Below are 21,436 nucleotides of genomic sequence, written 5' to 3'. Positions count from 1 at the left end.
TTAAGCGCTCTTTTCCACAATCTCCGAAAGAGCGCTCAAGCGCAACTACGTACCTTAAGATTTGGACTGAAGTCCGATTAGCGCTCTTTTGCAAAATCTACAAAAGAGCGCTCAAGCGCAACTACGTACCTTAATTTTGGAGTTAAGTCCGATTAGCACTCTTTTGCAAAATCTACGAAAGAGCGCTGAAGCGCAACTACATACCTTACGATCGCACCTATTCATCTGTACTCTGTTAAGATCGCTCAATATCTTGACAAGCAACCCGATCCATGCAGACTCTCAAACCATCAACCCGACCTTTCAACCATCAAGATACATATCCCTGCCCTGTCTGTCGCACCGGTCAAATTTCCACCATGCCGATGATGGAAGCCCTCGGTTGCAACTTCTGCCAGCACATTTTTACCGCTAGCGAAGAAAGACAATCGCTGAAAATGGCCGATCGCCAACCGCCCGTAACATGGCACTGGGACGGCAAAAAATGGATAGGAGCGCACCTCGAAGGCACAGAATTCGGATGGTCTTATTTTGCCGCCGCGATCGGTCTAGTCTTCCTTCCCACCACCTTGCTCGGACTTTCAGCTTACTATTTTCCTCCGGTTCCCGGCAGCCGTTTGTCGTGGTTCCCCGCAGCTTGGACGGGCTTAGCCTTTTTGTCCCATTTAGGCATAGTGCTGTGGTTGGTAGCTGAATTTTATCAATTTCCGGTGGGCACTTACTTCAGAGCTTGGGCGCGCAGGATTCGCCGGCGCTAGCTGGATGCTGTCAAAGAGCCGATCGACCTCAGCCGCCCACCAGCATCAATTCAGCTAAAATTAGAGGCGATCGCAAAACTCAACTCCAAATCTGCACCACTAAAGCTATAATCGTTAGCTATTCTAAATACATCTGATACGAGCGCATAGCGATTTGTGAGGAGAGCGATGAACATACTTGGAATCTCGGCGTACTACCACGACAGCGCCGCCGCCTTAATTCGCGATGGAGAAATTATCGCCGCAGCGCAGGAAGAAAGATTTTCCCGCAAAAAGCACGACGCCAGATTTCCCAAGAATGCGATCGCCTATTGCCTAAAAGAAGCGAACATAGAATTGCGGGAACTCGATCGCATAGTCTTTTACGACAAACCATTAGTCAAATTTGAGCGCCTGCTAGAAACTTACCTAGCCTACGCACCCAAAGGTTTTCGCTCTTTCCTCACCGCCATGCCCATCTGGCTGAAAGAAAAGCTTTACCTCAAAACCATGCTCAAAAGAGAGCTCGCAGAAATGGCAAACTGCAAAAGCAATAAACTGCCATCTCTGCTATTTACTGAACACCACCAATCCCACGCAGCCTCAGCATTTTTCCCCAGCCCCTTCCAAAAAGCCGCCGTTTTGTGCCTCGACGGCGTAGGCGAATGGGCAACAACCTCAGTCTGGCTAGGAGACGGAAACCAACTTACACCTCAGTGGGAAATCGATTTTCCCCACTCCTTGGGTTTGCTTTATTCAGCTTTCACCTATTACACCGGGTTTAAAGTCAACTCTGGCGAATACAAACTCATGGGTTTAGCGCCCTACGGCGAACCCAAATATGTAGACAAGATTCTCAACTATTTAATCGACCTAAAAGATGACGGAACTTTCCGTTTGAACATGGATTATTTCAACTACACTGTTGGCTTAACCATGACAAACAAGAAGTTTGACGAACTTTTTGAAGGGCCGCCGCGCACAGCAGAAGGAAAATTAACTCAGCGGGAAATGGACATTGCAGCATCCATTCAAGTTGTTACAGAAGAAGTTGTTTTGCGGCTGTGCAGAACAGTTAAAAAAGAATTGGATGTAGATTATCTTTGTCTTGCCGGCGGTGTTGCTCTTAACTGCGTTGCTAACGGCCGACTCTTGCGGGAAGGTATTTTCAAAGATATTTGGATTCAACCTGCCGCAGGAGATGCTGGCGGTGCTTTGGGCGCAGCTTTGGCGATTTGGTATCAGTATTGCGAACAAACTCGTACTGTTGCTGATGAGCTACTCGCAGTAAATAAGATTAAGGAGGAGAGGACTGAAGTCCTTACTACGAAGGAGGAGGAAAGGACTGAAGTCCTTACTACAAACCAAGCTGTGGCGACTGTGGCGAAGTCTGTGGCTCATTTAACTTGTCACGACAAAATGCGCGGCTCGTATTTGGGGCCAAGGTTTACTGACACAGAAATTCAGGAATATTTGGATGCTGTCAAAGCCAGCTATCACCGATTGGACGATGCTGAATTGATGCCACAGTTGGCGGAAATTTTGGAACAGGGAAACGTCGTCGGATGGTTCCAAGGGCGGATGGAATTTGGGCCGCGGGCTCTGGGCGGGCGATCGATTATTGGCGATCCCCGCAATGCTAAAATGCAATCCGTGATGAACCTGAAAATCAAATATCGGGAATCATTTCGACCTTTTGCACCGTCAATCTTAGCCGAACGAGTTGCGGATTATTTCGAGATTGACCATTCTAGCCCTTATATGCTATTGGTTGCTCCAGTCAAAGCCAGTCTCCGCATTCCCATGACAGCGGAACAACAAGAATTGTTTGGCATTGAAAAGCTTAACATTCCGCGATCGGAAATTCCGTCTGTTACCCACGTCGATTACTCGGCTCGCATCCAAACCGTTCACAAAGAAACCAATCCTCGGTACTATGACTTAATCAGTCATTTTGAAGAGCGATCGGGATGTTCGATTTTAGTAAATACTTCATTCAACGTCCGAGGCGAACCAATTGTTTGCACTCCTGAGGATGCTTACCGCTGTTTCATGCGAACCGAAATGGATTATCTGGTTTTAGAGAATTTCTTAATTCCTAAATCGGAACAAATTCCTTGGAAACAAGACGAAGCTTGGAAAAATGAATTTGAACTAGATTAGTTATTAGTTATTGGTTATTTGTTATTGGTTATTTGTGATTTGTTGGTGTTAATGACTGATAAATGACTAATACCTAATACCTAATGCCCAATGCCCAATGCCCAATGCCCAATGCCCCATTCCCAATTTCTAATGAGCGACGAAATAAAAAAACTCGATAAAAAAGGCCTGCGCGATTTCGGCCTGCTAATTGGCGGCTTAATTGCAGTGCTGTTCGGTTTAGCAGTACCTTTGCTGCGGCGCGATTCTATACCTTGGTGGCCCTGGGCGATCGGCGCAGTGCTAATTGTGTTAGCATTGGCTGCGCCGAAATCGCTCAATCCCATTTACCACGGGTGGATGTGGTTTGGACTTACCCTCAACAAAATCGAAACGCCGATCGTGCTGGGGATAGTTTTTTACCTGATAATTTGGCCGATGGGAGTTATCAAAGGCATATTTGGCGAAGATGCAATGCGGCGCAAACTAAATCCCAAAATGGATACTTACCGCGTCCCGAGTAAAGCAAGAACAAAAGTTAGCATGGAGCGTCCTTTCTAAGTGTTTGAATCAACATTAGACTTTCTCAAAGATTTGTGGGCGTTTATGAAGGAACGCCAAAAATATTGGTTGCTACCATTAATTGTGACTTTAGTCTTTTTAGGAGCTTTGATTGTATTGAGTCAGGGTTCTGTAATTGCTCCGTTTATTTATACCCTGTTTTGAAAGAATGAGCAAGTTGAAGAATTTGGGTGTCAATTTAGGTTTGACACTCGGCGGTTTATTAATGGGGGTGGTAATCGGTGAAATTGGATTGCGAGTTGCTAGAGTTGAGGGCTACCCAAAAATAGGAGATGTTGTAGACTCCGCGCCAACTCGTTTCCACACTTCCGATCGCGATTTGGGTTGGAAGCTCAAACCCGGTGTGTCCGGCGAGTGGAATGGGGAAGGTGTAAGTTTTGTACAGGTGAATAGTGACGGTTTGCGCGATCGCGAACACACCAAAACCAAACCTCCCAATACCTTGCGCGTCGCAGTTTTAGGCGACTCTTTCACCGAAGCAATTCAGGTACCAGTCGAACAAACTTTCTGGTCAAAATTAGAACGAAAGCTAGGTAACTGCGGCGCCGTTAAGGGACGCAAAAAAGTTGAGGTCATCAATTTCGGCGTTCAGGGTTACGGTACCGCTCAAGAATTGATGATGCTGCGGAAAAAAGTATGGGATTACAGTCCTGATATTGTAGTCCTGGCATTTTTTATTGGCAATGATGTAATTAACAATTCCCCGCAACTGGAATACGACCATTATCGACCATTTTTTGTGTACGATGCTAGCGGCAAGTTAGTACCAGATATGTCTTTTCGCAATCTGCCGCCGATCGCTCGCAACGAAAGAGCAGTTTCTTTTGTAGATAGAATGCCCAGTTTTTTGGTCAACAATTCCCGCATCTTGCAGGTGATTAAAAAGGTAGATTTAGATAGGAAAAAGCGGCAGTTATCTGGAGATTTTACCGCTTTGAGCAGCCAAAACTTCAATCCACCTCAGGATGCAGTTTGGAAAGATGCCTGGAGGGTGACAGAGGGTTTAATCGTGACAATGCGGAATGAAGTCGTGCAGAAAAAAGCTGATTTCTTGGTTGTGACAATTGGCGATCCGATGCAAGTTCTCGGGGATGTCAAAGTCCGAAAAGATTTGATGACAAAGCACAACATTCAGGATTTATATTATCCCGACAGGCGGCTGGAAAAATTGGGCGAGCGCGAGGGTTTTCGGGTACTGAATTTAGCCGAACAGTTCAAAGGCTATACAGAAAAATATCAAGTTTGCGCCCACGGTTTTGAGAATTCTGTACCCTGTGGGGGTCACTGGAACGAACTCGGACACCGACTGGCCAGCATCCTGATCAACAGAAATCTGTGCGAAAATTTGCAACAGTCTCAAGTACCAAAAAAATAACCGCAATCAGTCAAATTTCATGAAAGATTCAACGCCACTCCAAAAAGGCAAAAATATATTAACTTTAATCGCCGTCAATTTGGCGATCGCCTTTATTTGTCTGGAAGCTTTGTCCCTAGCTTTTTACTTTATCAACCAAAAGCAGTTTTTTTATACCAGAACCAAAGCCAAAGAAAAAGTAGTCGAAGATATTGAACGTATCGGCATTAGACTAGATGAATCTATCGTAGAAAGACTACATCCGTTTTTTGGCTACGTTCTCAAACAAGGTGCTTTTACCAATGAAAGATTAAAGTTAAAAGTCAACAGACACGGGTTTTTTTCCCTGTACGAATATCCCTTTATTAAAACCAATAAAAAACAATTTATTATCGGAGTTTTTGGCGGTTCAGTCGCCAACAACTTTGCAGTAGATGAGTATATAAATCAAAGATTGTCTAAAAAATTGCAGAGTTATCCAGAATTTGCCGATCGCGAAATTCGCATTTTAAATTTTGGCAACGGCGGCTACAAACAGCCCCAGCAATTATTGATTTTAAATTATTTTCTGGCTTTGGGTCAAGAGTTAGATTTAGTCATCAATATTGACGGTTTTAACGAAGTAGCACTGTCAAATTTAAACAACAAAGCCCAACTAGAAATAGGAATGCCCAGCGTCCAGCACCTACAGCCGCTGACAAGTTTAGCAAGCAATGTGTCGCCGGAAGTGATGAGTTCCATCGTCGAAATTAACGAAAACAAAAAACAATTGAAAGCAGGTATTGACAAATTGCAAAATTGTCAACTTGCCTTGTGTCACGCCGTTACCTCGCTGAGAGTGAAACAATTAGTCAACAATTACCAGCAAGCCGTTGTCAAGTACGACGCGCAAGTCAAACAATCCAACTCAGACAGCGTAAATAGCGGTATAGTCTACATTCCCAAAGCTGAGTCTGTATTGCAAGAGGCTGCTGCTTTTGAGAAAATGGCCTCGATTTGGTACGAATCGTCGATCGGCATGAATCAAATTTTATCGAGTAGAAACATCAAATATTTTCACTTTATCCAGCCCAACCAGTATTATCCAACTAAACGAGTGTTTACCGCCAAGGAAAAGGAAATTGCCATCAGCAAAGACAGCCCGTACATCGCAGGAGTAAACAAAGGTTATCCGGTGCTGTTGTCAAAAGTTGATGACTTGCAAAAAGCTGGGGTGAATGTGTTTAGCGCCGTAAATATTTTGGACAATACAAAAGATACGGTTTACAAAGATGCTTGCTGTCACTATAATTCAGTGGGAGAGGAAGTATTGGCAAACTATATTTCCAGTTCCATCATTAAAGTAGTAAGAAAGTCTAAATAAATATTTATGAAAGATTTCAAGTTAATTAACAAAGGCCAAGAAATCCTCAAAATTACTTTGATAAACTTGGCGCTTTTACTTGTTTTCCTAGAACTCGGTTCCTTGGGATGGTATTTTGTCAAGCACAAGCAATTTTTCTATACGAGAGAAAAGGCGCAAGATAAGTCGGCTTTAGGAATTAATTTAGAAGGAGTGCGTCTGAATCAGTCTATTGTCGAAAGGTTTCATCCTTTCTTTGGGTTTATTCAAAAACCCAGCGCTGATTTTCGACCTGGTTTTAAGGTGAACAACTACGGATTTATCTCTCCTTACGATTACCCTTTTAAAAAGTTTAAAAAAAATCAATTTGTGATCGGAATTTTTGGCGGTTCCGTGGCTTCAGATTTTTCTATATTTCAAATTCAAAACAAAATTTTACCTCAATACCTAAAACAGGTTCCCGGTTTACAGGACAAAGAATTTATAATTTTGTCTTTTGCTACAGGCGGTTACAAACAGCCGCAACAGTTATTAATTTTAAACTATTTTTTGGCCTTAGGTCAAGAATTAGATCTAGTAGTCAATATAGATGGCTTTAATGAAGTAGCACTTTCTAATTTAAACAATAAAAATCAGATTAATCTGGCGATGCCGAGCATTCAGCACATTTCGCCGCTGACTAGCTTGGCGAATAATAGCCTTTCTACCAAGGCTTTGCAAGCAACTATTAGAATCAAAGAAAATAAAACTAAGATTAATGAGGGTTTGGAAAGTTTGCAACACTGCTCTTTAGCTGCGTGCGATGCTTTGACTTCTGTGTACGTTCAAAATTTAGTCAACAATTATCGAAGAGATGTGATTGCCTTTGAAAAAGAACGCAGCAAAACTCAGCAAGATGACGAGGGTAGTGTGATGTATATTAATAAAAATAAGTCTGTTTTAGAGGATGGTGCAGCTTTTGAACAAATGGCGTGGAATTGGGCAAAAAGTTCAATTTTTATGCACAAAGTGCTGTCGGCTAGCAATGTTCCTTATTTTCATGTCCTCCAGCCGAATCAATATTATCAGACAAAAAGGGTGTTTAGCGATGCCGAGAAGCGGATTGCTTTTAATAAAGAGACTCCTTATGCTAAGGCTGTGGAAATTGGATATCCGGCTCTTTTGGGTAAGTTTCCTAATTTACAAAAAAATAAGATTAATATTTTGAATGGGGTGAAGGTGTTCGACAAGACTAAAGATGTTGTTTATGTAGATAGCTGCTGTCATTACAATAAAACTGGAGAGGTAATTTTTAGCAATTATGTGGGTAGTTCTATTGTGGAAGCTTTGCGGAAGGATGAAAGAAAAAATAAGAAGTGATATTATGTCCAGTTGATTTATTATTGATTGTACAATTTGCGAGCTCGTAGGGGCGGGTTCACCAACAAGATATAACGATAACCAACAATATATAAAAACCCGCCCCACTCTCACGAATAATTCACATCAACCTGATATTTATATTTAATTTCTAAATGTAGGTGATGATTCATCGTTGGGTGGGGGCGGGTTTTTGAGATTGTTTGTTTCCGGCGATGATGGTTGGTGAACCCGCCCCTACGGGTATTATGTCCATGGATTAAAATTACATGGATTTTAGGTTTTTGGTTGGGTTTTAGGTCGATCGCCCGTGGATTCGATCGGCATTACCAAGATCTTATCAACTCGGTTTCCGTCCATATCGACGACTTCGACGCGCAAGCCGTTCCATTCAAAATGCTCTGCCGCCGCCGGAATTTTACCCAAATTTGTAATCACAAAACCGCCCATTGTGTGGTAACTTCCCCTATTTTCTAAAGAGACTTCTTCAATTCCAAACAGTTCAAAGAAATTCTCAACCGGCAGCATTCCGTCTAACAGCCAAGAACCATCTTCGCGCTGCACGGCTTGCGGTTCGTCGGCATCTTCAATCGAGGGAAAGTCGCCAACTAATTCGACTAAAATGTCGTTGACTGTCACTAATCCTTGAATGACACCGTATTCATCTACTACCAAGGCAAGTTGATTGCTAGATTGCTTGAAAAGCTCTAAGACTTTTAAACCGCGCGTACTTTCGGGTACAAATAAAGGTCTCCGCAAAGAAGCACTTAAATCGAGGGGTTGACCTGTTAAAGTGCGAGACAACATATCGGTAACGTGTACCAAACCGACAACGTTATCGAGCCCGCCCTGACAAACTGGAAACCGGGAATGACCGCTGCCAAGCATTTTTTGGCGGTTTTCTTCAACTGAATCGTCCAAATCTAGCCAGGTCAGATCGGGGCGGGGAGTCATTAAAGCGCTGACTCGCCGATCGCCTAAACGGAACACTCTTTCTACCATGTCCTGTTCGGCTTCTTCAAAGGTTCCCGCCTCGGTTCCTTGCTCTATTAAAACTTTAATTTCTTCTTCTGTAACTTGCGGTTCTGTCGAGGGCGATATCCTCATCAGCCGCATCACCAAGTCAGTGGAATAACTTAACAGATAAACCGCAGGAGCACCAATTTTGGAGAGCATTCGCATGGGAATTGCTACGCTTGAGGCGATCGGCTCAGGGTTGTTGAGGGCCAACCGCTTCGGCACGAGTTCGCCGATAATTAAGGTCAGATAAGTGATCGTTAAAACTGCGATGACTGAGGCGATCGGCTGAGCATAGGGCGCTAAAGCCGGTATCAAGCGCAACAGAGGCTCTACTCTTCTAGAAATTGTGGTTTCTCCGAAAGCGCCTGACAGGATAGCCAGCAGCGTAATTCCGATTTGAACAGTCGGCAAGAACTGATTGGGGGCATTAGCCAGATCCAAAGCTACACGGGCATTCGTCGAACCCTGGTTAGCCATCTGTTGCAGTCTCACCTTCCGTACTGAGATGATGGCCATCTCTGACATCACAAACACGCCATTGAGCAAAACTAGCAGGAGAACAATCAGAAGGTCGGTACTTGGGGACATTTCTCAATTTATCGGTAGTAAAGGCGAAGCGCACTGCCCGCTTAAAGCATAAGCCCGGAAGCTGCCAATCTCGATCGCAAAAATCGAAATTGTTGTCAACCTGTCCCTAGATTAACGGAACGGGCTCGTTTCGATCGCAAGTTCCAGATATTTACAGAAGGCTTCTAGTAGAAATCTACCCGCAGTACAGTTGAACTGCCAACAGCCGATCGGCACAATGATAGATGTTTGTCGTACAATCGAACTTACTAGGCAGCGGGGAAGATCCTTCGCCCATCGGGATAAAAACTAACAGCCCATGACTTTCTCTTCGATAATTCGGACATTGGGGCGATCGCCCCTAGCCACAGAACTTCTCAACAAGCTCAAACGGCATCACTGTTTGCAACTGAACGGTATCGCCCGCTTACCAAAAGGTTTAGTAGCTTCCGCCCTCGCACAACAAGAGGGGCGAAACCTATTAGCCGTGACAGCAACTCTGGAAGAAGCCGGCCGCTGGGTAGCTCAATTAGAGGCGATGGGTTGGCAAACCGTACATTTTTACCCAACTTCGGAAGCTTCGCCCTACGAGCTATCTTACTCCGACGAGAACGAAATGACCTGGGGGCAAATGCAGGTTCTGGCGGATTTGGTGGATCGGGAACAAAAAACGGCCAATTCCTCAAAGCCGATCGCAATTGTAGCTACAGAAAGAGCTCTCCAGCCTCACTTGCCGCCTAGAAGTGCCTTTGAACCCTACTGTCTGACGCTGAAACGAGGCGAAGTTCAAGACTCAAAGATACTTGACCGCCAACTTGCCTCCATGGGGTACGATCGGGTGACTTTGGTGGAAACGGAGGGCCAGTGGAGTCGCCGGGGGGATATTGTCGATGTGTTTCCGGTGGCGGCGGAGTTGCCGGTACGGCTGGAATGGTTCGGGGATACTTTGGATCAACTGCGCGAGTTCGATCCGTCGAACCAGCGATCGCTCGATAAGGTCGATCGATTAGTTTTAACTCCTACTAGCTTTAACGCAATTATTAAGGCAGTTTTAGCTGAAAATAATCTTGACAAAACAAACCAAATAGACTCTGTTGATATAGAAAATGAAGCAGAAAAATATGTCCGCAGGCTGTTAGGTTTAGCCTTCGAGAAACCAGCTTGTTTGTTGGATTATTTGCCAGAAAATACTTTAGTTGTAGTTGACGAACCGCAAGGATGTGAAGGCCACAGCGACCGCTGGTTTGAAAATGCCCAGGAACAATGGGAAAGTTGCAATCGGGAATCAGAAGTTGTTGATGGTGAAACGCCAAGATTGCCAATTGCTAATCTGAAGGTTCCGAAAATTCACCGCACTTTTGCGGAATCGATCGCAGATGTCGCAGCTTTTGACAGGCTAGAACTTTCAGAATTAGCAGAAGATTCTACTACTCAAAAAATTAAAAGCTCCTCCGGGGGCGAGCAGCTACCGCCTGCGGTTAATTTGTCCAGCAGGCCAGTGCCGGTGATGCCTCACCAATTCGCGAAGCTGTCTCAAATGCTCCGGGAAGAGCGCGATCGCGGTTTTACGGTGTTTCTGGTTTCGGCTCAACCGAGTCGATCGGTCTCTCTGCTGTCGGAACACGACTGTCCGGCTCAGTTTGTGGTGAATCCGCGCGATTTTTTGGCGATCGACAAGTTGCAGTTGCAGCACATTCCGGTAGCTTTGAAGTACAGCGGGCTGGCAGAGTTGGAAGGGTTTATTCTGCCGACTTTTCGGATTGTTTTAATTACCGATCGAGAATTCTACGGTCAGCATTCTCTCGCTACATTTAGCTATGTTCGCAAGCGCCGCCGCGCCGCTTCTAAAAAGGTTGACCCGAACAAGCTCAGTCCGGGGGATTTTGTGGTGCACCGCCAGCACGGAGTGGGCAAGTTTCTCAAGTTGGAGCGCTTGACGATCGATCGGGAAACTCGCGAATATTTGGTATTGCAATACGCTGACGGTACTCTGAGAGTCGCGGCGGATCAATTGGGTGCGCTGTCGCGGTTTCGGACTGTCGGCGATAAAGTGCCGGATCTCAACAAGTTGACTGGTCAAACTTGGGAAAAAACTAAAGCAAAAGTTCGCAAAGCTGTTAAGAAAGTAGCAGTAGATTTGCTGAATCTTTACGCAAAAAGAGCTAAGCAACAGGGTTATGCTTTTCCTCCTGATATGCCTTGGCAGCAAGAGTTAGAGGATTCTTTCCCGTACCAACCAACGCCGGATCAGTTGAAGGCTACTCTGGATGTGAAACGCGACATGGAGGGCGATCGACCGATGGATCGCTTGGTCTGCGGCGATGTCGGTTTCGGCAAGACGGAAGTTGCTCTGAGAGCTATTTTTAAGGCAATTACAGCGGGCAAGCAGGTGGCTTTGCTGGCGCCGACGACAATTTTGACCCAACAGCACTATCACACGCTCTCAGAGCGTTTTTCCCCTTATCCGATCGAAGTTGGTTTGCTCAATCGCTTCCGCACAGAAACTGAACGCCGGGAAATTCACAAACGCCTAGCAACTGGGGAGTTAGACGTGATTGTCGGTACTCAGTCTGTTTTGAGTAAAGCGATTAAATTTCGGGATTTGGGTTTGTTGGTGGTGGACGAAGAACAACGGTTTGGGGTGAAGCAAAAGGAAGCGATTAAATCTCTGAAAACCGAGGTAGATGTCCTGACTCTGACGGCGACTCCGATTCCCCGCACGTTGTATATGTCTCTATCCGGGATTCGGGAGATGAGTTTGATTGCGACTCCGCCGCCCAGCCGCCGCCCGATTCAGACTCATTTGGCCCCCTACGATTTGGAGGTGGTGCGGACTGCAATTCGTCAAGAGTTGGACAGGGGCGGTCAGGTTTTTTATGTTGTACCCAGAATTGAGGGGATTGATGAGTTGGCCGATACTTTGCAGCTAATGGTTCCGGGGGCGAGAATTGCGATCGCCCACGGTCAAATGGATGCTGCGGAACTAGAATCGATCATGCTGACTTTCAGTGCGGCAGAGTTTGATATTTTGGTGTGCACTACGATTATTGAGTCGGGTTTGGATATTCCGCGCGTCAATACAATCTTGATTGAGGACGCGCAGAAGTTTGGTTTGGGTCAGTTGTACCAGTTGCGGGGACGGGTGGGACGCGCGGGGATTCAAGCTCACGCTTGGCTGTTTTATCCCAAGCAAAACCAACTGTCGGATGCTGCAAGGCAGCGGCTGCGGGCAATTCAAGAGTTCGCGCAGTTGGGATCGGGCTATCAGTTGGCTGTCCGGGATATGGAAATTCGGGGCTCTGGTGATGTGTTGGGTACGGAACAGTCTGGTCAAATGGAGGCGATCGGTTTTGATTTATATGCTGAAATGTTAGAGGAGGCGATTCGCGAAATTAAGGGTCAGGAAATTCCCAAGGTTGAGGATGCACAAATCGACCTCAGTTTGACGGCGTTTATTCCTGCCGATTATATTGGAGATCTGGATCAAAAGATGAGCGCTTATCGGTCTGTGGCTTCTGCGAATACTCTCGAAGAGTTGCAACAGATTCGGGCCGATTGGTGCGATCGTTACGGGCAGATTCCTCTACCAGCGCAGCAACTAATTCGTGTTGTCGAACTCAAACAAATCGCCAAGCAAATCGGTTTTTCTCGGATTAAACCGGAAAATAAGCAGCACATTGTCTTGGAAACGCCGATGGAGGAACCTGCTTGGAATTTGCTCAAGGCTAATTTGCCCGAACATCTACATTCTCGTTTTGTCTACAGCAAGGGGAAGGTTACTATTCGCGGAATGGCTGTTTTGAGCGCCGAAAAGCAGTTGGATAATTTGATTGATTGGTTGGGTAAAATGCAGGGCGCTTTGCCGGAAGCAAAGATTTGATTTTAATATGAAATCCCGCTATTTAGCCGGCGGTCGAAATCTCAGAATCATACCGATGGAACCGGAGAAAATATTGCTGCTGCTTTAATAATTGTTTGAGCAGCACAAAGGATTAAAATCGTGAAAAAGTTAGTCTGTGTTTTTTTTGCGATCGCGCTAGCGCAAGGAGTGCCAACGGTGGTTCAATCTCAACAAATAATTGACCCGATCGACCGGGTTGTCAATGCAGGATTGATGAATAAAGATTCTAGCGGCAATTTTAATGCTGAAAGCATTATCAGTCGCGCCGATTTGGCGGTAATTTTACTGAAAACTTTTGGTTTGGAACGGCGGAAAACAGCTCAGAAACCGGATATGGAATTGCCCGACGTACCTAAAAGCTACTGGGCTTACAGTGCGATTCAAACTGCTTTGAAAACGGGAACTATGAGTGGATATCGCGACGGAATGTTTTTCCCAAATCAAAGGGTGACTCGCGCTGAGGCTTTGGCGATTTTTGCTCAAGCTTATGGGGTTTTTCAGTTTCCAGACGCCACCGTTGCCGAGATTTTAGCTAGGTATCCAGATGCAGGGGAAATTCCTAGTTGGGCTAGAAAGTCTATGGCTACTGCACTGTATGAAGGGTTTGTGAATCTTGAAGTCGGAACTAATGCAATTAATCCTTTGAAGCCGATGACTCGCGGTAATATCGCTTACGCTTTGAGCAAGTATTTGGAGCGGCAGGTAAGACCAACTTCTTTGCCTGTCCCGAACGAGGAGCCACCAAATCGGGGGATGGGAAGGTAAATATAGTAAGTTTCATTTGCCTGAGAATCGGTAATTAGTAATTGAGAAGGCCATAGCTCATTCAATTAAAAATTGCTAAGCTGTTCGACATTCAAAATGCACTATTTGTGTGCCAGATCCCATACTGTAAGGGGTTGAGGCAATAAATTTAAATGACTAACAGCTTATAGCAATCCTAACTGAGATGTGAACACAAATATGATAAAATATAAAAAAACTAAGTGCGATCGGGCAACCAAAAACTCCCCAACCACCCAAAAAAGACGACCCCAAAAACCTCGGTTACGTCTCACCCGAATTTGCCGAAAAGGTATCCCAACAGGAAATTGACCAAATCAACGCCAACGTCGAAACCCTGCTCCTAACTAAAAGCTGCATCCGCTGCGACCTCCGAGGTGTAAAATTAGTTAACCTCACCTTAAAAAATCCGATCGTTACAGGAGCAGACTTATCAGATGCTAACCTCAGCGGAGGTACTTTCGAGATATAGCGGTTCTCAGAAAGATGAGGTATGTTGTTGGGCTTCAGCCCTCTTGGTTTAAGCGGTTATATAAGCTGTCAGTCATACCTCATCTTTTTGAGAAAGGCTATAGCAGATTTTGTCAACACTAACCCTAGCACGCACTGATTTAAGTGGCTCAGTTTTAATAGGAGCGAGAATCAGCAATAGTAATTTTAGGAAAGCTAACTTGACCAATACTAATTTAGACGGTGCAGACTTGCGCTTTTCCGACTTGAGAGATGCCAATCTTTCTAATGCGAACCTCCGCAATGCGAACATGGATGGTGCTAGTCTCGATCGAGCAAGTATGGCAGGAACCACCATGTCCGATGGTCGAAAAAATCAATAATATTAAATTCGTCATTCCTGACGGCTAGCTATATTAACCACCATGCAATTAAAGCTGCTGTCTTACCTTTCGCCACTATCGGTTCGCAAGGTTCCACCGTTAGACGTTGTGACATCCCTTGATAAACAGCATCAGAAATAGTAATTGCACCACCAGGCGTGGCACTTTCTAAGCGTTTTGCTGTATTGACAACATCACCAATCACCGTATAAGTCCGAACATCTGCACCGCCAAATAGCCCTTCAATAACGCTCCCGCAATGCACTCCGCATCCCGCACCAATTCCATATAATTCAAGCATTTCTAAAGCAGCTTTACTCATAGATTTAGCCGCAGCAATTCCCTGCTGTGGCGTAGCATAAATCGCCATAATTTCATCGGCTGTAAAAGTTATTCTTAAAGGCTGAAACTTGGCGGCGGCTGGTTCAACACAACGGTAATATTCATTGATAACCGCTGCAACTGTCTCAGGGGAAGTTTTTTCGCACCAACTTGTAAAACCGCGAATATCCATAAATAAAATCGTGCGATCGCACTTTTGAAAAGCCAAACCTGCTGGATTATTAAGCGCTGTGTCTACTACATGACTTCCCATCCCCCATTCTGCCATGTTTCCCAGTAGTTGATCTGTTTTTTGTAGCTGCTTTCTTTGTTTGAAAATCTGTACCGACTGCAACCCCAAAAGCAAACCGATAAATACCATACTCCAAGTAAGAAACCAGTGCGTTGCCGTCCGTGAAAATGTCACTATCAATTCTAAATTAGCAATTAAATATTGAGACTTAATCCCAATCACAACATAAAAAGCTACCACCATCAGAGCCCGTACCACACTTTCCAGTGGAATCAGCCAATCATCAATACCCTTAGCCCAATGGAATCGCAATCCTTGCAAAGTAGCAATCATCAGAGAAAATAACCAAAAGACAACGTGACTAGGATTTTGGAAAAAATCTAGCCCGTCTATCGGCAGATCAATCAGCGTATAGATACCAACGCAGATCAGGTTTCCCCAAAAACGGTGGCATTTCGAGTTCGACAGATACCAAGCCTGAACAAGCATTGCTACTATTAGTAAATATTCAGTTGGGTCTGTGATAAATTTGAAGAAGCCAGCTAATATTAAGTCTGATAAACTCTTCAGAATTAAAAAATGACCGCTGTTACTTAATACTTCACTAAAAAATGTACTGGTGCGACTTCCTTGTAGCAGACTTTTCCATACAATTTTTGACTTAAGACTTGATTTTGCCGTTTCAATACTTCTATTTTTCATCTTAATTAAAGGTCAGCGACCAGAGAATTATTGTATAGCAGTTCCCCAAAAAAGATGCAACTGTAGAGAGAATTAAAACCACGATATTCATCAGTCATTCCCCGAAAAAAAAATCTATTAGCTATCTTCCTCTGTTGTTTGCTGGCGGCGTTTCCGAAAAATACCAGTCATATTGATTCCTGTTACCAGCAGAAAAATCACACCCAAACCTACCAAAAACACATAGATTGGCATCAAAAAATTTCCCAAATATTCTCCTTGGTGGATATTCAGAAAAACTTCTCCTACCTCTTTCGGCATCTTAAACCAACTTTTGCCAACTCGATAGATTACACCTGTGACTGTACTGACTGCTAAAGGCAAGACAATAATCGGTGTAGCAATACGGTGAACCTTACGAAAATCAAGTTTAGCACCTGGTCTTTCAGGGCGTGCGCCACCAAAAAATTTGGTCATCGTCAAACCAGTGACTATCAGCCCAATCACTCCCAAAGCCAGCAAAAGCACATAAAATGGTCTGAGTTCCTTTCCGAGATAGCTTCCTTGGTGAATATTCATAAAAATCTCGGCAGCATCACCTTCTATGCCTAACCAATCTTCTCCCAGCCGATAGGCAACTCCCGTTATGGCAGTCAATAGTAAAGGGATAAAAATAATCGGTGCAACTTGGCGGTGAAGTTTGCGAAAATTAGCGCTAGCCATCTATTTATTCTCCTATTTTTTAGATGTTTTGTTGTTTACAAATCAGATATTCTTGGACGCACGGGTAGGCAGAAACCGGGTTTTTTTGCGAAAATATTTCGTTGTCACCCGCAGATTCGGTAAAAAACCCGGTTTCTTTGGTCAAAGTGGGTAATTCATGTTGCAAAAAAACGGTTTTAGCGCCAGTATTACAATTAGGAATAAGTGAAATTAGTCGCGTTAATATTTCCAGCATTAACTCCTTTCAAGACTGCCAAATATTGACCAGTGCCTGCTATCCTCAACAGAGTATCGCTAGCATAAATTTCTGTTCCTTGAGTGATATTAATGTTAGAAAATCCTAAGCCATCTTTCAGCTTCAGTATGTCTGCGCCTTTTTGAAAGTCCGTGATGATATCAGCGATATCGAGAGTATTTGTAGCCGATCGCCCTTCCAGCTCAAATAAATCCGAACCCATACCGCCGGTCAGAATATCTTGACCCTTCCCTCCTTCGAGAATATCATTGCCTGCACCGCCATCAAGCGTGTCTTGACCCTTGCCTCCTTCTAGTTTATCGTTGCCGCTGTTGCCGCTCAAAATATCATTGCCATTGCGTCCTTTTAAAGCAACATTATTGCCAGGAATTCCTGTCAGGATGTCGTTACCATCTGTACCTTTAATTTCATTCTGATAGAAATTACCGCCGCTTTCGTATCCCTGAGAGCTGATAGACAAACTGTTTATAACTGGGGTATAACTGGAAGAAGCAACAGGTTGATTGACAGAAAACCCCATCTCGTAACCGCTTTCACCACCGCTTTCGTAGCCAGAATTGCTGTTATTAATGTTGTAACGGCTGTCATTCCCACTTTCGTAGCCAGAATTGCTATTACTAATGTTGTAACGGCTGTCATTCCCGCTTTCGTAGCCAGAATTGCTGTTCCCACTTTCGCCACTTTCGCCACTTTCGCCACTTTCGCTAATTGAGAGTTGGTATCTCTCCGATGATGCTCGATCGACATCGATAGAATTGTCTTGTGTCACATAAGACTGTCCCACACCTGTCCAAATTTTAGTTTGGTTGCTCATCTTTTAGATCCTGGTTGTTTAACTCATTTACAATTACTGTGACAAAACAAAGTAAAGAACTCGGAAAGACCTAAAATTTATTTCATCCGCTTCCAAAACCTCCTCAATAGTCCTGGACACACGACATCCATATCTGGTGTGAATCTAGGGGCAATCCCCGTGGTTGCCCCAATCCCTTAGTCTCTTGCGTAAGTCCTGCTCAACCTAAACATCAGCCCATTTTCGCAGCAAATTAGCAATGCTTTTTGATAGCAAGTCAAACTCCGCTGTCTTTCCAGACTTCTGAAAAAGGGTATCGCGAACCGTATCCAAATCAAAGAGAATTTCTCGATTATGAGCATCCCGAACTAAACTCTGCACCCAAGTCACCGCCGCTAGTCTTTCACCTTCCGTTACAGGTTCCACACGATGTAAAGTTGTAGTAGGATAAACAACCATTGAACCAGCATCAAGTTTAAAAGCTTGTTCGCCTTGGGTACTTTCAATCACTAATTCCCCGCCCGTATAAGTTGCAGGATCGCTGAGAAATAGAGTGAGAGACAAATCCGATCGCATTAGTTCTTCATCTCCCATAATCGCATTATCAATATGTGTCCCGTAGTACATTCCTCCCTGATAGCGACTAAACATAATGGGACGAATTGCTTTAGGGCGCGCCGCTATTTGGAATAAAGAATTGCGTTTTAGTGCTTGATTGACTAAATTTATGAGTTCCTGAGTTGGAGCCGCATCATTTTTTAGTTGAGCATTATTTTTTACTTGTTGGGCGTACCAACCTGCTGTTAACTTCCCATCGACAAATTCAGCATTTTTTAGGCGATCGACAATTAATCCTAATTCCTCTGAACTCAGAATATTGGCCATACAGATAATCATTTGGGACACTCCTACAGGTTGCTAATGGACTCGCATTGTAGCAATAAGGTAATGTCTATGCAAACAATTTTTAGAGGTTTTTGGTTCTTTCCGAGTTCTTTACTTTTTTCTGGGATAGTAGGAGTAATACCAAATCCTGCCTTTTTATCTCCTCTATGATTCGGCGGTTGAAACCGCTACTACACAAACGAAGTCCGCCTCCGCGGACTAAGAAATAAAGGGGATTTTTAACCCGGATTTGGTATAATCACCCAGAATAAGGCTTTTTGAAAGATGCAAAGTAAAACTAAGATTTGGCTCGGCATTGGAGCTTGCGTTTTAACCTCTGTAGCTGCTAGTGCGATCGCATCCCAGAATGATAGCAGTGTTAATCAATTTTCCCCTATTTCTCTTTTAAGTAATGCTGCTAATTCATCGATGAGCAACAGCAAGCCGGTTAAACCGATCGTTTTAATGAGTAGCAGTGGTGGCGAACAAGGAGAAAGCGGCGAAGGAAAAAAACCAAAACCCCGGAAAAAAAGTAGTTTCACTTCTGAACTTTACTTGACAGATAGTAATGTCACAATGACAGCTTCGAGGGGCGGGGAAAGTGGAGAAAAAGGTGAACAAGGAGAAAGCGGTGAACAAGGAGAATCTGGGAAGAAGAGTTAAGGTTTTCTATTAATATCAACTCTTAAGCTACTGAGGAGAATTTTACTTGAAAACAGCTACCTACTCCTAGCTGACTGGTAACGCTAATTTCTCCTCGGTGGCTTTGGACAATTGCTTGGGCGATCGCCAATCCCATCCCCAAACCCCCTGCACGGCGATTTCTCGCTCGATCTGCTCTCCAAAATCTGTCGAAAACTAACTTGACATCTTCTGGAGCAATGCCGATGCCAGTATCCTCTACACTAACAATTGTCGATCGGTTCTGTCTGCTCAGAGAAACAGTCACAATTCCGCCCGCTGGTGTGTAATGAATTGCGTTTCCGAGCAAGTTGGAAAACAAACGAGTTAGCTGTGCAGCATCTCCCATTACAGACGTATCAATGGCTAAATTTGACTTGAGAATAACTTGCTTTTCTTGAGCTTGCAGTTCCCACAAATCTAGCAAATCCTCTAATAGTTCGTCTAACGGAACCGCTATCCACTCGCGGGCGATCGTGGCTGCTGGTGCATCCATTCTAGTTAATAAAAGTAAGTCTTCAACTAACTGAGTCATCTGTTTAGTCGCAGAGGCGATCGCCACCATTTTCTTAACATCCGCTGCATGAATTCTCTCAGGATGACTCTGCATCACTTCCACTGAAGTTTTAATCGCCGTCAGCGGACTTCTCAACTCGTGAGAAGCATCAGCAGTGAATTGTTTTAACTGCTGAAAACTATCCTCAATTGGCTTGAGAGATTGCTTAGTCAGCCACAAACCACCAACCGCAGTCAAGCTCAGGAAAATAATACTCCCATAACCCAAATTCCAGCGGAGTCTGCTGAGAACTTCTTCGACTTCTTTAGTAGATTCGCTGGTGCGAATATAACCTTTTAATTCTTGCTTTTTATCATCATAAGAAATGTAAACTGGAATTGTTGCCGACCGAATTTGCCCGTTTTGTATGGTTTGGAAACCCGATTTTATCGTTACAGGCGGTAAAGTTTTGCCGGAATTTCCTAACATTTTACCTGCTTCATTAAACCATTCTACAGATTGATCTGGTTCCCGCAGATTTTGCCAGGGAATGTCTAAGTCTCCGTCTTTGTCTAACTGGCGCGTTACTTTTTCGCGATCGAGTTCAATCTGAAAGTCATCATTGCGCTGTTCACTTTGTTGATGAGATAGATCGCCTTTTTTTTCTGGATGTTCAGAAAGGTGCTGCTTTTCGATCGCAACTAAACTGTGAGAAGCTGCTTGAGCCAAAACCTCCAATCGCTGGTCTAATTCTTGATACAGACTGCTGGCAAATAATTCATAAACAGCAATAGCAGAAGTTCCTAAAATAGCTACCATCACTGTTAAGTAAGATAGCAATAAACGCCATCCCAAAGATTGAAATTGGGGATTAGAGGTTTTGGTTGAGCCGATAACCCATGCCATAAATAGTCTCAATAAAATTAGCTGGTGCGCCTGCTGCTTTCAGTTTTTGTCGCAAACCCCGGAGATGAACTTTTACGGTTTCTTCTCCTGGCGAGTCTTCAAAAGCCCATATATGGTCTAGGATAGCACTCCGTGTTAAAACGCGCCCTCCTGTTCGCAGGAATAATTCTAGCAAACTGTACTCCTTTGGTGTAAAATTAAGCAAATTATCGCGATAAGTAACTTCGCAGGTATTCGGGTTTAAACGCAGATTTTCCCACTCTAATACTGGTGGCAAAGTTGTACTTCCCCGCCGCAGTAAGGCTCTAATTCTTGCTGCTAATTCTGGCAAATCGAAGGGTTTAACGACATAATCATCAGCTCCGGCATCTAGTCCTATGACTTTATCATTGCTGGTGTCTCTGGCTGTTAGCATGAGCACGGGGGTTTTTAAACCTTGTCGGCGCAAGCCCTGACATAGGGTAATTCCATCTATTTTTGGCAGCATCACATCTAGCAGAATTAAGTCATAGGTAAAAGTTTCTGCAAAGTTCCAACCTTCTTGACCGTCGGCGGCTATGTCTACGGCATAATGTTGGTCGGTGAGGGCTTCTGCTAATGCTTGGGCAATGCGATAGTCATCTTCTACTAACAGAATTTTCATAGTTTACTGCTAAAATATTGTTGATTGTTGATTGTGATATCGCATAGTTTTTTTTCGGAATGATTAAACCTTAGTGTCAACAAACACTTCAGATCAATTTCGGCTGCGCCGGAATGATATAGAGGAGACTGCACGTGCCGTTTCCCTACCGTTATGAATTGGGAGACTGCACTGCCGT

At 44.2% G+C, this 21,436-nt stretch carries 20 protein-coding genes and 1 pseudogene; 13 read left to right on the top strand and 8 right to left on the bottom strand.

The genetic code is table 11. From position 1 onward, the window contains the following. Nucleotides 1–272 precede the first annotated feature (272 nt). A complete protein-coding gene (locus JGK14_RS02440) occupies nucleotides 273–758 on the top strand; it encodes a hypothetical protein (RefSeq protein ID WP_293186578.1) in 486 nt (161 codons plus the stop codon). A 50-nt stretch (nucleotides 759–808) separates the two neighbouring features. Here JGK14_RS02440 and JGK14_RS02435 read toward each other — a convergent pair whose 3' ends face one another. Further along, the gene (locus tag JGK14_RS02435) at nucleotides 809–934 is read right to left on the bottom strand and encodes a hypothetical protein (protein ID WP_293150229.1); all 126 of its coding nucleotides are present in this window, start codon (nucleotides 932–934) and stop codon (nucleotides 809–811) included. On the opposite strand from JGK14_RS02435, the gene JGK14_RS02430 reads away from it, so the two are divergent. The 6 genes from JGK14_RS02430 (at nucleotide 927) to JGK14_RS02405 (ending at nucleotide 7,516) form a co-directional block, all read left to right on the top strand. Beyond that, on the top strand, nucleotides 927–2,900 hold the full coding sequence (locus tag JGK14_RS02430) for a carbamoyltransferase family protein (RefSeq protein ID WP_325314723.1): 1,974 nt from the start codon (nucleotides 927–929) through the stop codon (nucleotides 2,898–2,900). The two genes, JGK14_RS02435 and JGK14_RS02430, sit on opposite strands and share 8 nt — an antisense overlap. Before the next feature lie 132 nt (nucleotides 2,901–3,032). Continuing rightward, nucleotides 3,033–3,440 (top strand): SxtJ family membrane protein, encoded by a 408-nt coding sequence (locus JGK14_RS02425; RefSeq protein ID WP_293186575.1) that lies wholly within the window; start codon nucleotides 3,033–3,035, stop codon nucleotides 3,438–3,440. Continuing rightward, entirely contained in the window at nucleotides 3,441–3,605 is a 165-nt protein-coding gene (locus tag JGK14_RS02420; protein ID WP_190734603.1) for a DUF5989 family protein, read from the top strand. A gap of 4 nt (nucleotides 3,606–3,609) precedes the next feature. Beyond that, entirely contained in the window at nucleotides 3,610–4,836 is a 1,227-nt protein-coding gene (locus tag JGK14_RS02415; RefSeq protein ID WP_293212687.1) for an SGNH/GDSL hydrolase family protein, read from the top strand. A 19-nt stretch (nucleotides 4,837–4,855) separates the two neighbouring features. Then, complete coding sequence (locus JGK14_RS02410) at nucleotides 4,856–6,178, top strand: hypothetical protein (protein ID WP_293190516.1); 1,323 nt, start codon at nucleotides 4,856–4,858, stop codon at nucleotides 6,176–6,178. Between the two features lie 6 nt (nucleotides 6,179–6,184). Next, entirely contained in the window at nucleotides 6,185–7,516 is a 1,332-nt protein-coding gene (locus tag JGK14_RS02405; protein WP_293212691.1) for a hypothetical protein, read from the top strand. Nucleotides 7,517–7,792: 276 nt separating this feature from the next. Here JGK14_RS02405 and JGK14_RS02400 read toward each other — a convergent pair whose 3' ends face one another. Then, a complete protein-coding gene (locus tag JGK14_RS02400) occupies nucleotides 7,793–9,124 on the bottom strand; it encodes a hemolysin family protein (RefSeq protein WP_293186567.1) in 1,332 nt (443 codons plus the stop codon). A 298-nt stretch (nucleotides 9,125–9,422) separates the two neighbouring features. Here JGK14_RS02400 and mfd point away from each other — a divergent pair, with 298 nt between their 5' ends. From mfd to JGK14_RS33950, 5 genes and pseudogenes are all read left to right on the top strand, one after another. Next, a complete protein-coding gene (gene mfd, locus JGK14_RS02395; protein WP_293218088.1) occupies nucleotides 9,423–12,983 on the top strand; it encodes a transcription-repair coupling factor in 3,561 nt (1,186 codons plus the stop codon). A gap of 120 nt (nucleotides 12,984–13,103) precedes the next feature. Continuing rightward, nucleotides 13,104–13,769, top strand: coding sequence for an S-layer homology domain-containing protein (locus tag JGK14_RS02390; RefSeq protein ID WP_293186565.1), 666 nt, complete (start codon nucleotides 13,104–13,106; stop codon nucleotides 13,767–13,769). A gap of 208 nt (nucleotides 13,770–13,977) precedes the next feature. Beyond that, nucleotides 13,978–14,259 carry a pentapeptide repeat-containing protein gene (locus JGK14_RS02385; protein WP_325314724.1) on the top strand — a complete coding sequence of 94 codons (282 nt, stop codon included), beginning with the start codon at nucleotides 13,978–13,980 and terminating at the stop codon, nucleotides 14,257–14,259. Between the two features lie 109 nt (nucleotides 14,260–14,368). Further along, nucleotides 14,369–14,443: pseudogene (locus JGK14_RS33955) on the top strand (hypothetical protein); the annotation flags it as partial. 15 nt (nucleotides 14,444–14,458) lie between these two features. Then, on the top strand, nucleotides 14,459–14,620 hold the full coding sequence (locus JGK14_RS33950) for a pentapeptide repeat-containing protein (RefSeq protein WP_442921420.1): 162 nt from the start codon (nucleotides 14,459–14,461) through the stop codon (nucleotides 14,618–14,620). A 28-nt stretch (nucleotides 14,621–14,648) separates the two neighbouring features. Here JGK14_RS33950 and JGK14_RS02375 read toward each other — a convergent pair whose 3' ends face one another. The 4 genes from JGK14_RS02375 to JGK14_RS02360 form a co-directional block, all read right to left on the bottom strand. After that, nucleotides 14,649–15,896 carry an adenylate/guanylate cyclase domain-containing protein gene (locus tag JGK14_RS02375; RefSeq protein WP_293187168.1) on the bottom strand — a complete coding sequence of 416 codons (1,248 nt, stop codon included), beginning with the start codon at nucleotides 15,894–15,896 and terminating at the stop codon, nucleotides 14,649–14,651. Nucleotides 15,897–16,013: 117 nt separating this feature from the next. After that, nucleotides 16,014–16,598 carry a PepSY domain-containing protein gene (locus tag JGK14_RS02370; protein ID WP_325314722.1) on the bottom strand — a complete coding sequence of 195 codons (585 nt, stop codon included), beginning with the start codon at nucleotides 16,596–16,598 and terminating at the stop codon, nucleotides 16,014–16,016. Nucleotides 16,599–16,792: 194 nt separating this feature from the next. Continuing rightward, entirely contained in the window at nucleotides 16,793–17,668 is an 876-nt protein-coding gene (locus JGK14_RS02365; protein ID WP_325314721.1) for a calcium-binding protein, read from the bottom strand. Between the two features lie 204 nt (nucleotides 17,669–17,872). Further along, nucleotides 17,873–18,544 carry a Fe2+-dependent dioxygenase gene (locus JGK14_RS02360; protein ID WP_293212695.1) on the bottom strand — a complete coding sequence of 224 codons (672 nt, stop codon included), beginning with the start codon at nucleotides 18,542–18,544 and terminating at the stop codon, nucleotides 17,873–17,875. A gap of 273 nt (nucleotides 18,545–18,817) precedes the next feature. Between JGK14_RS02360 and JGK14_RS02355 the strand changes: the two genes are divergently transcribed. After that, nucleotides 18,818–19,195 carry a hypothetical protein gene (locus tag JGK14_RS02355; protein WP_293212697.1) on the top strand — a complete coding sequence of 126 codons (378 nt, stop codon included), beginning with the start codon at nucleotides 18,818–18,820 and terminating at the stop codon, nucleotides 19,193–19,195. A gap of 22 nt (nucleotides 19,196–19,217) precedes the next feature. Here the strand turns inward: JGK14_RS02355 and JGK14_RS02350 are convergent, their stop codons facing one another. Both JGK14_RS02350 and JGK14_RS02345 read right to left on the bottom strand, forming a co-directional pair. Beyond that, nucleotides 19,218–20,615 carry an ATP-binding protein gene (locus JGK14_RS02350; protein WP_293206171.1) on the bottom strand — a complete coding sequence of 466 codons (1,398 nt, stop codon included), beginning with the start codon at nucleotides 20,613–20,615 and terminating at the stop codon, nucleotides 19,218–19,220. Further along, nucleotides 20,581–21,258 carry a response regulator transcription factor gene (locus tag JGK14_RS02345; RefSeq protein ID WP_293212699.1) on the bottom strand — a complete coding sequence of 226 codons (678 nt, stop codon included), beginning with the start codon at nucleotides 21,256–21,258 and terminating at the stop codon, nucleotides 20,581–20,583. The genes JGK14_RS02350 and JGK14_RS02345 overlap by 35 nt, the downstream gene beginning before the upstream one ends. Nucleotides 21,259–21,436: the final 178 nt, after the last annotated feature.

It is taken from the genome of Microcoleus sp. PH2017_28_MFU_U_A, assembly GCF_020738035.1.
GTDB lineage: Bacteria > Cyanobacteriota > Cyanobacteriia > Cyanobacteriales > Microcoleaceae > Microcoleus.
Note: the sequence above shows the minus strand (reverse complement) of the source record. Positions and strands in the feature narration are given on the sequence as shown.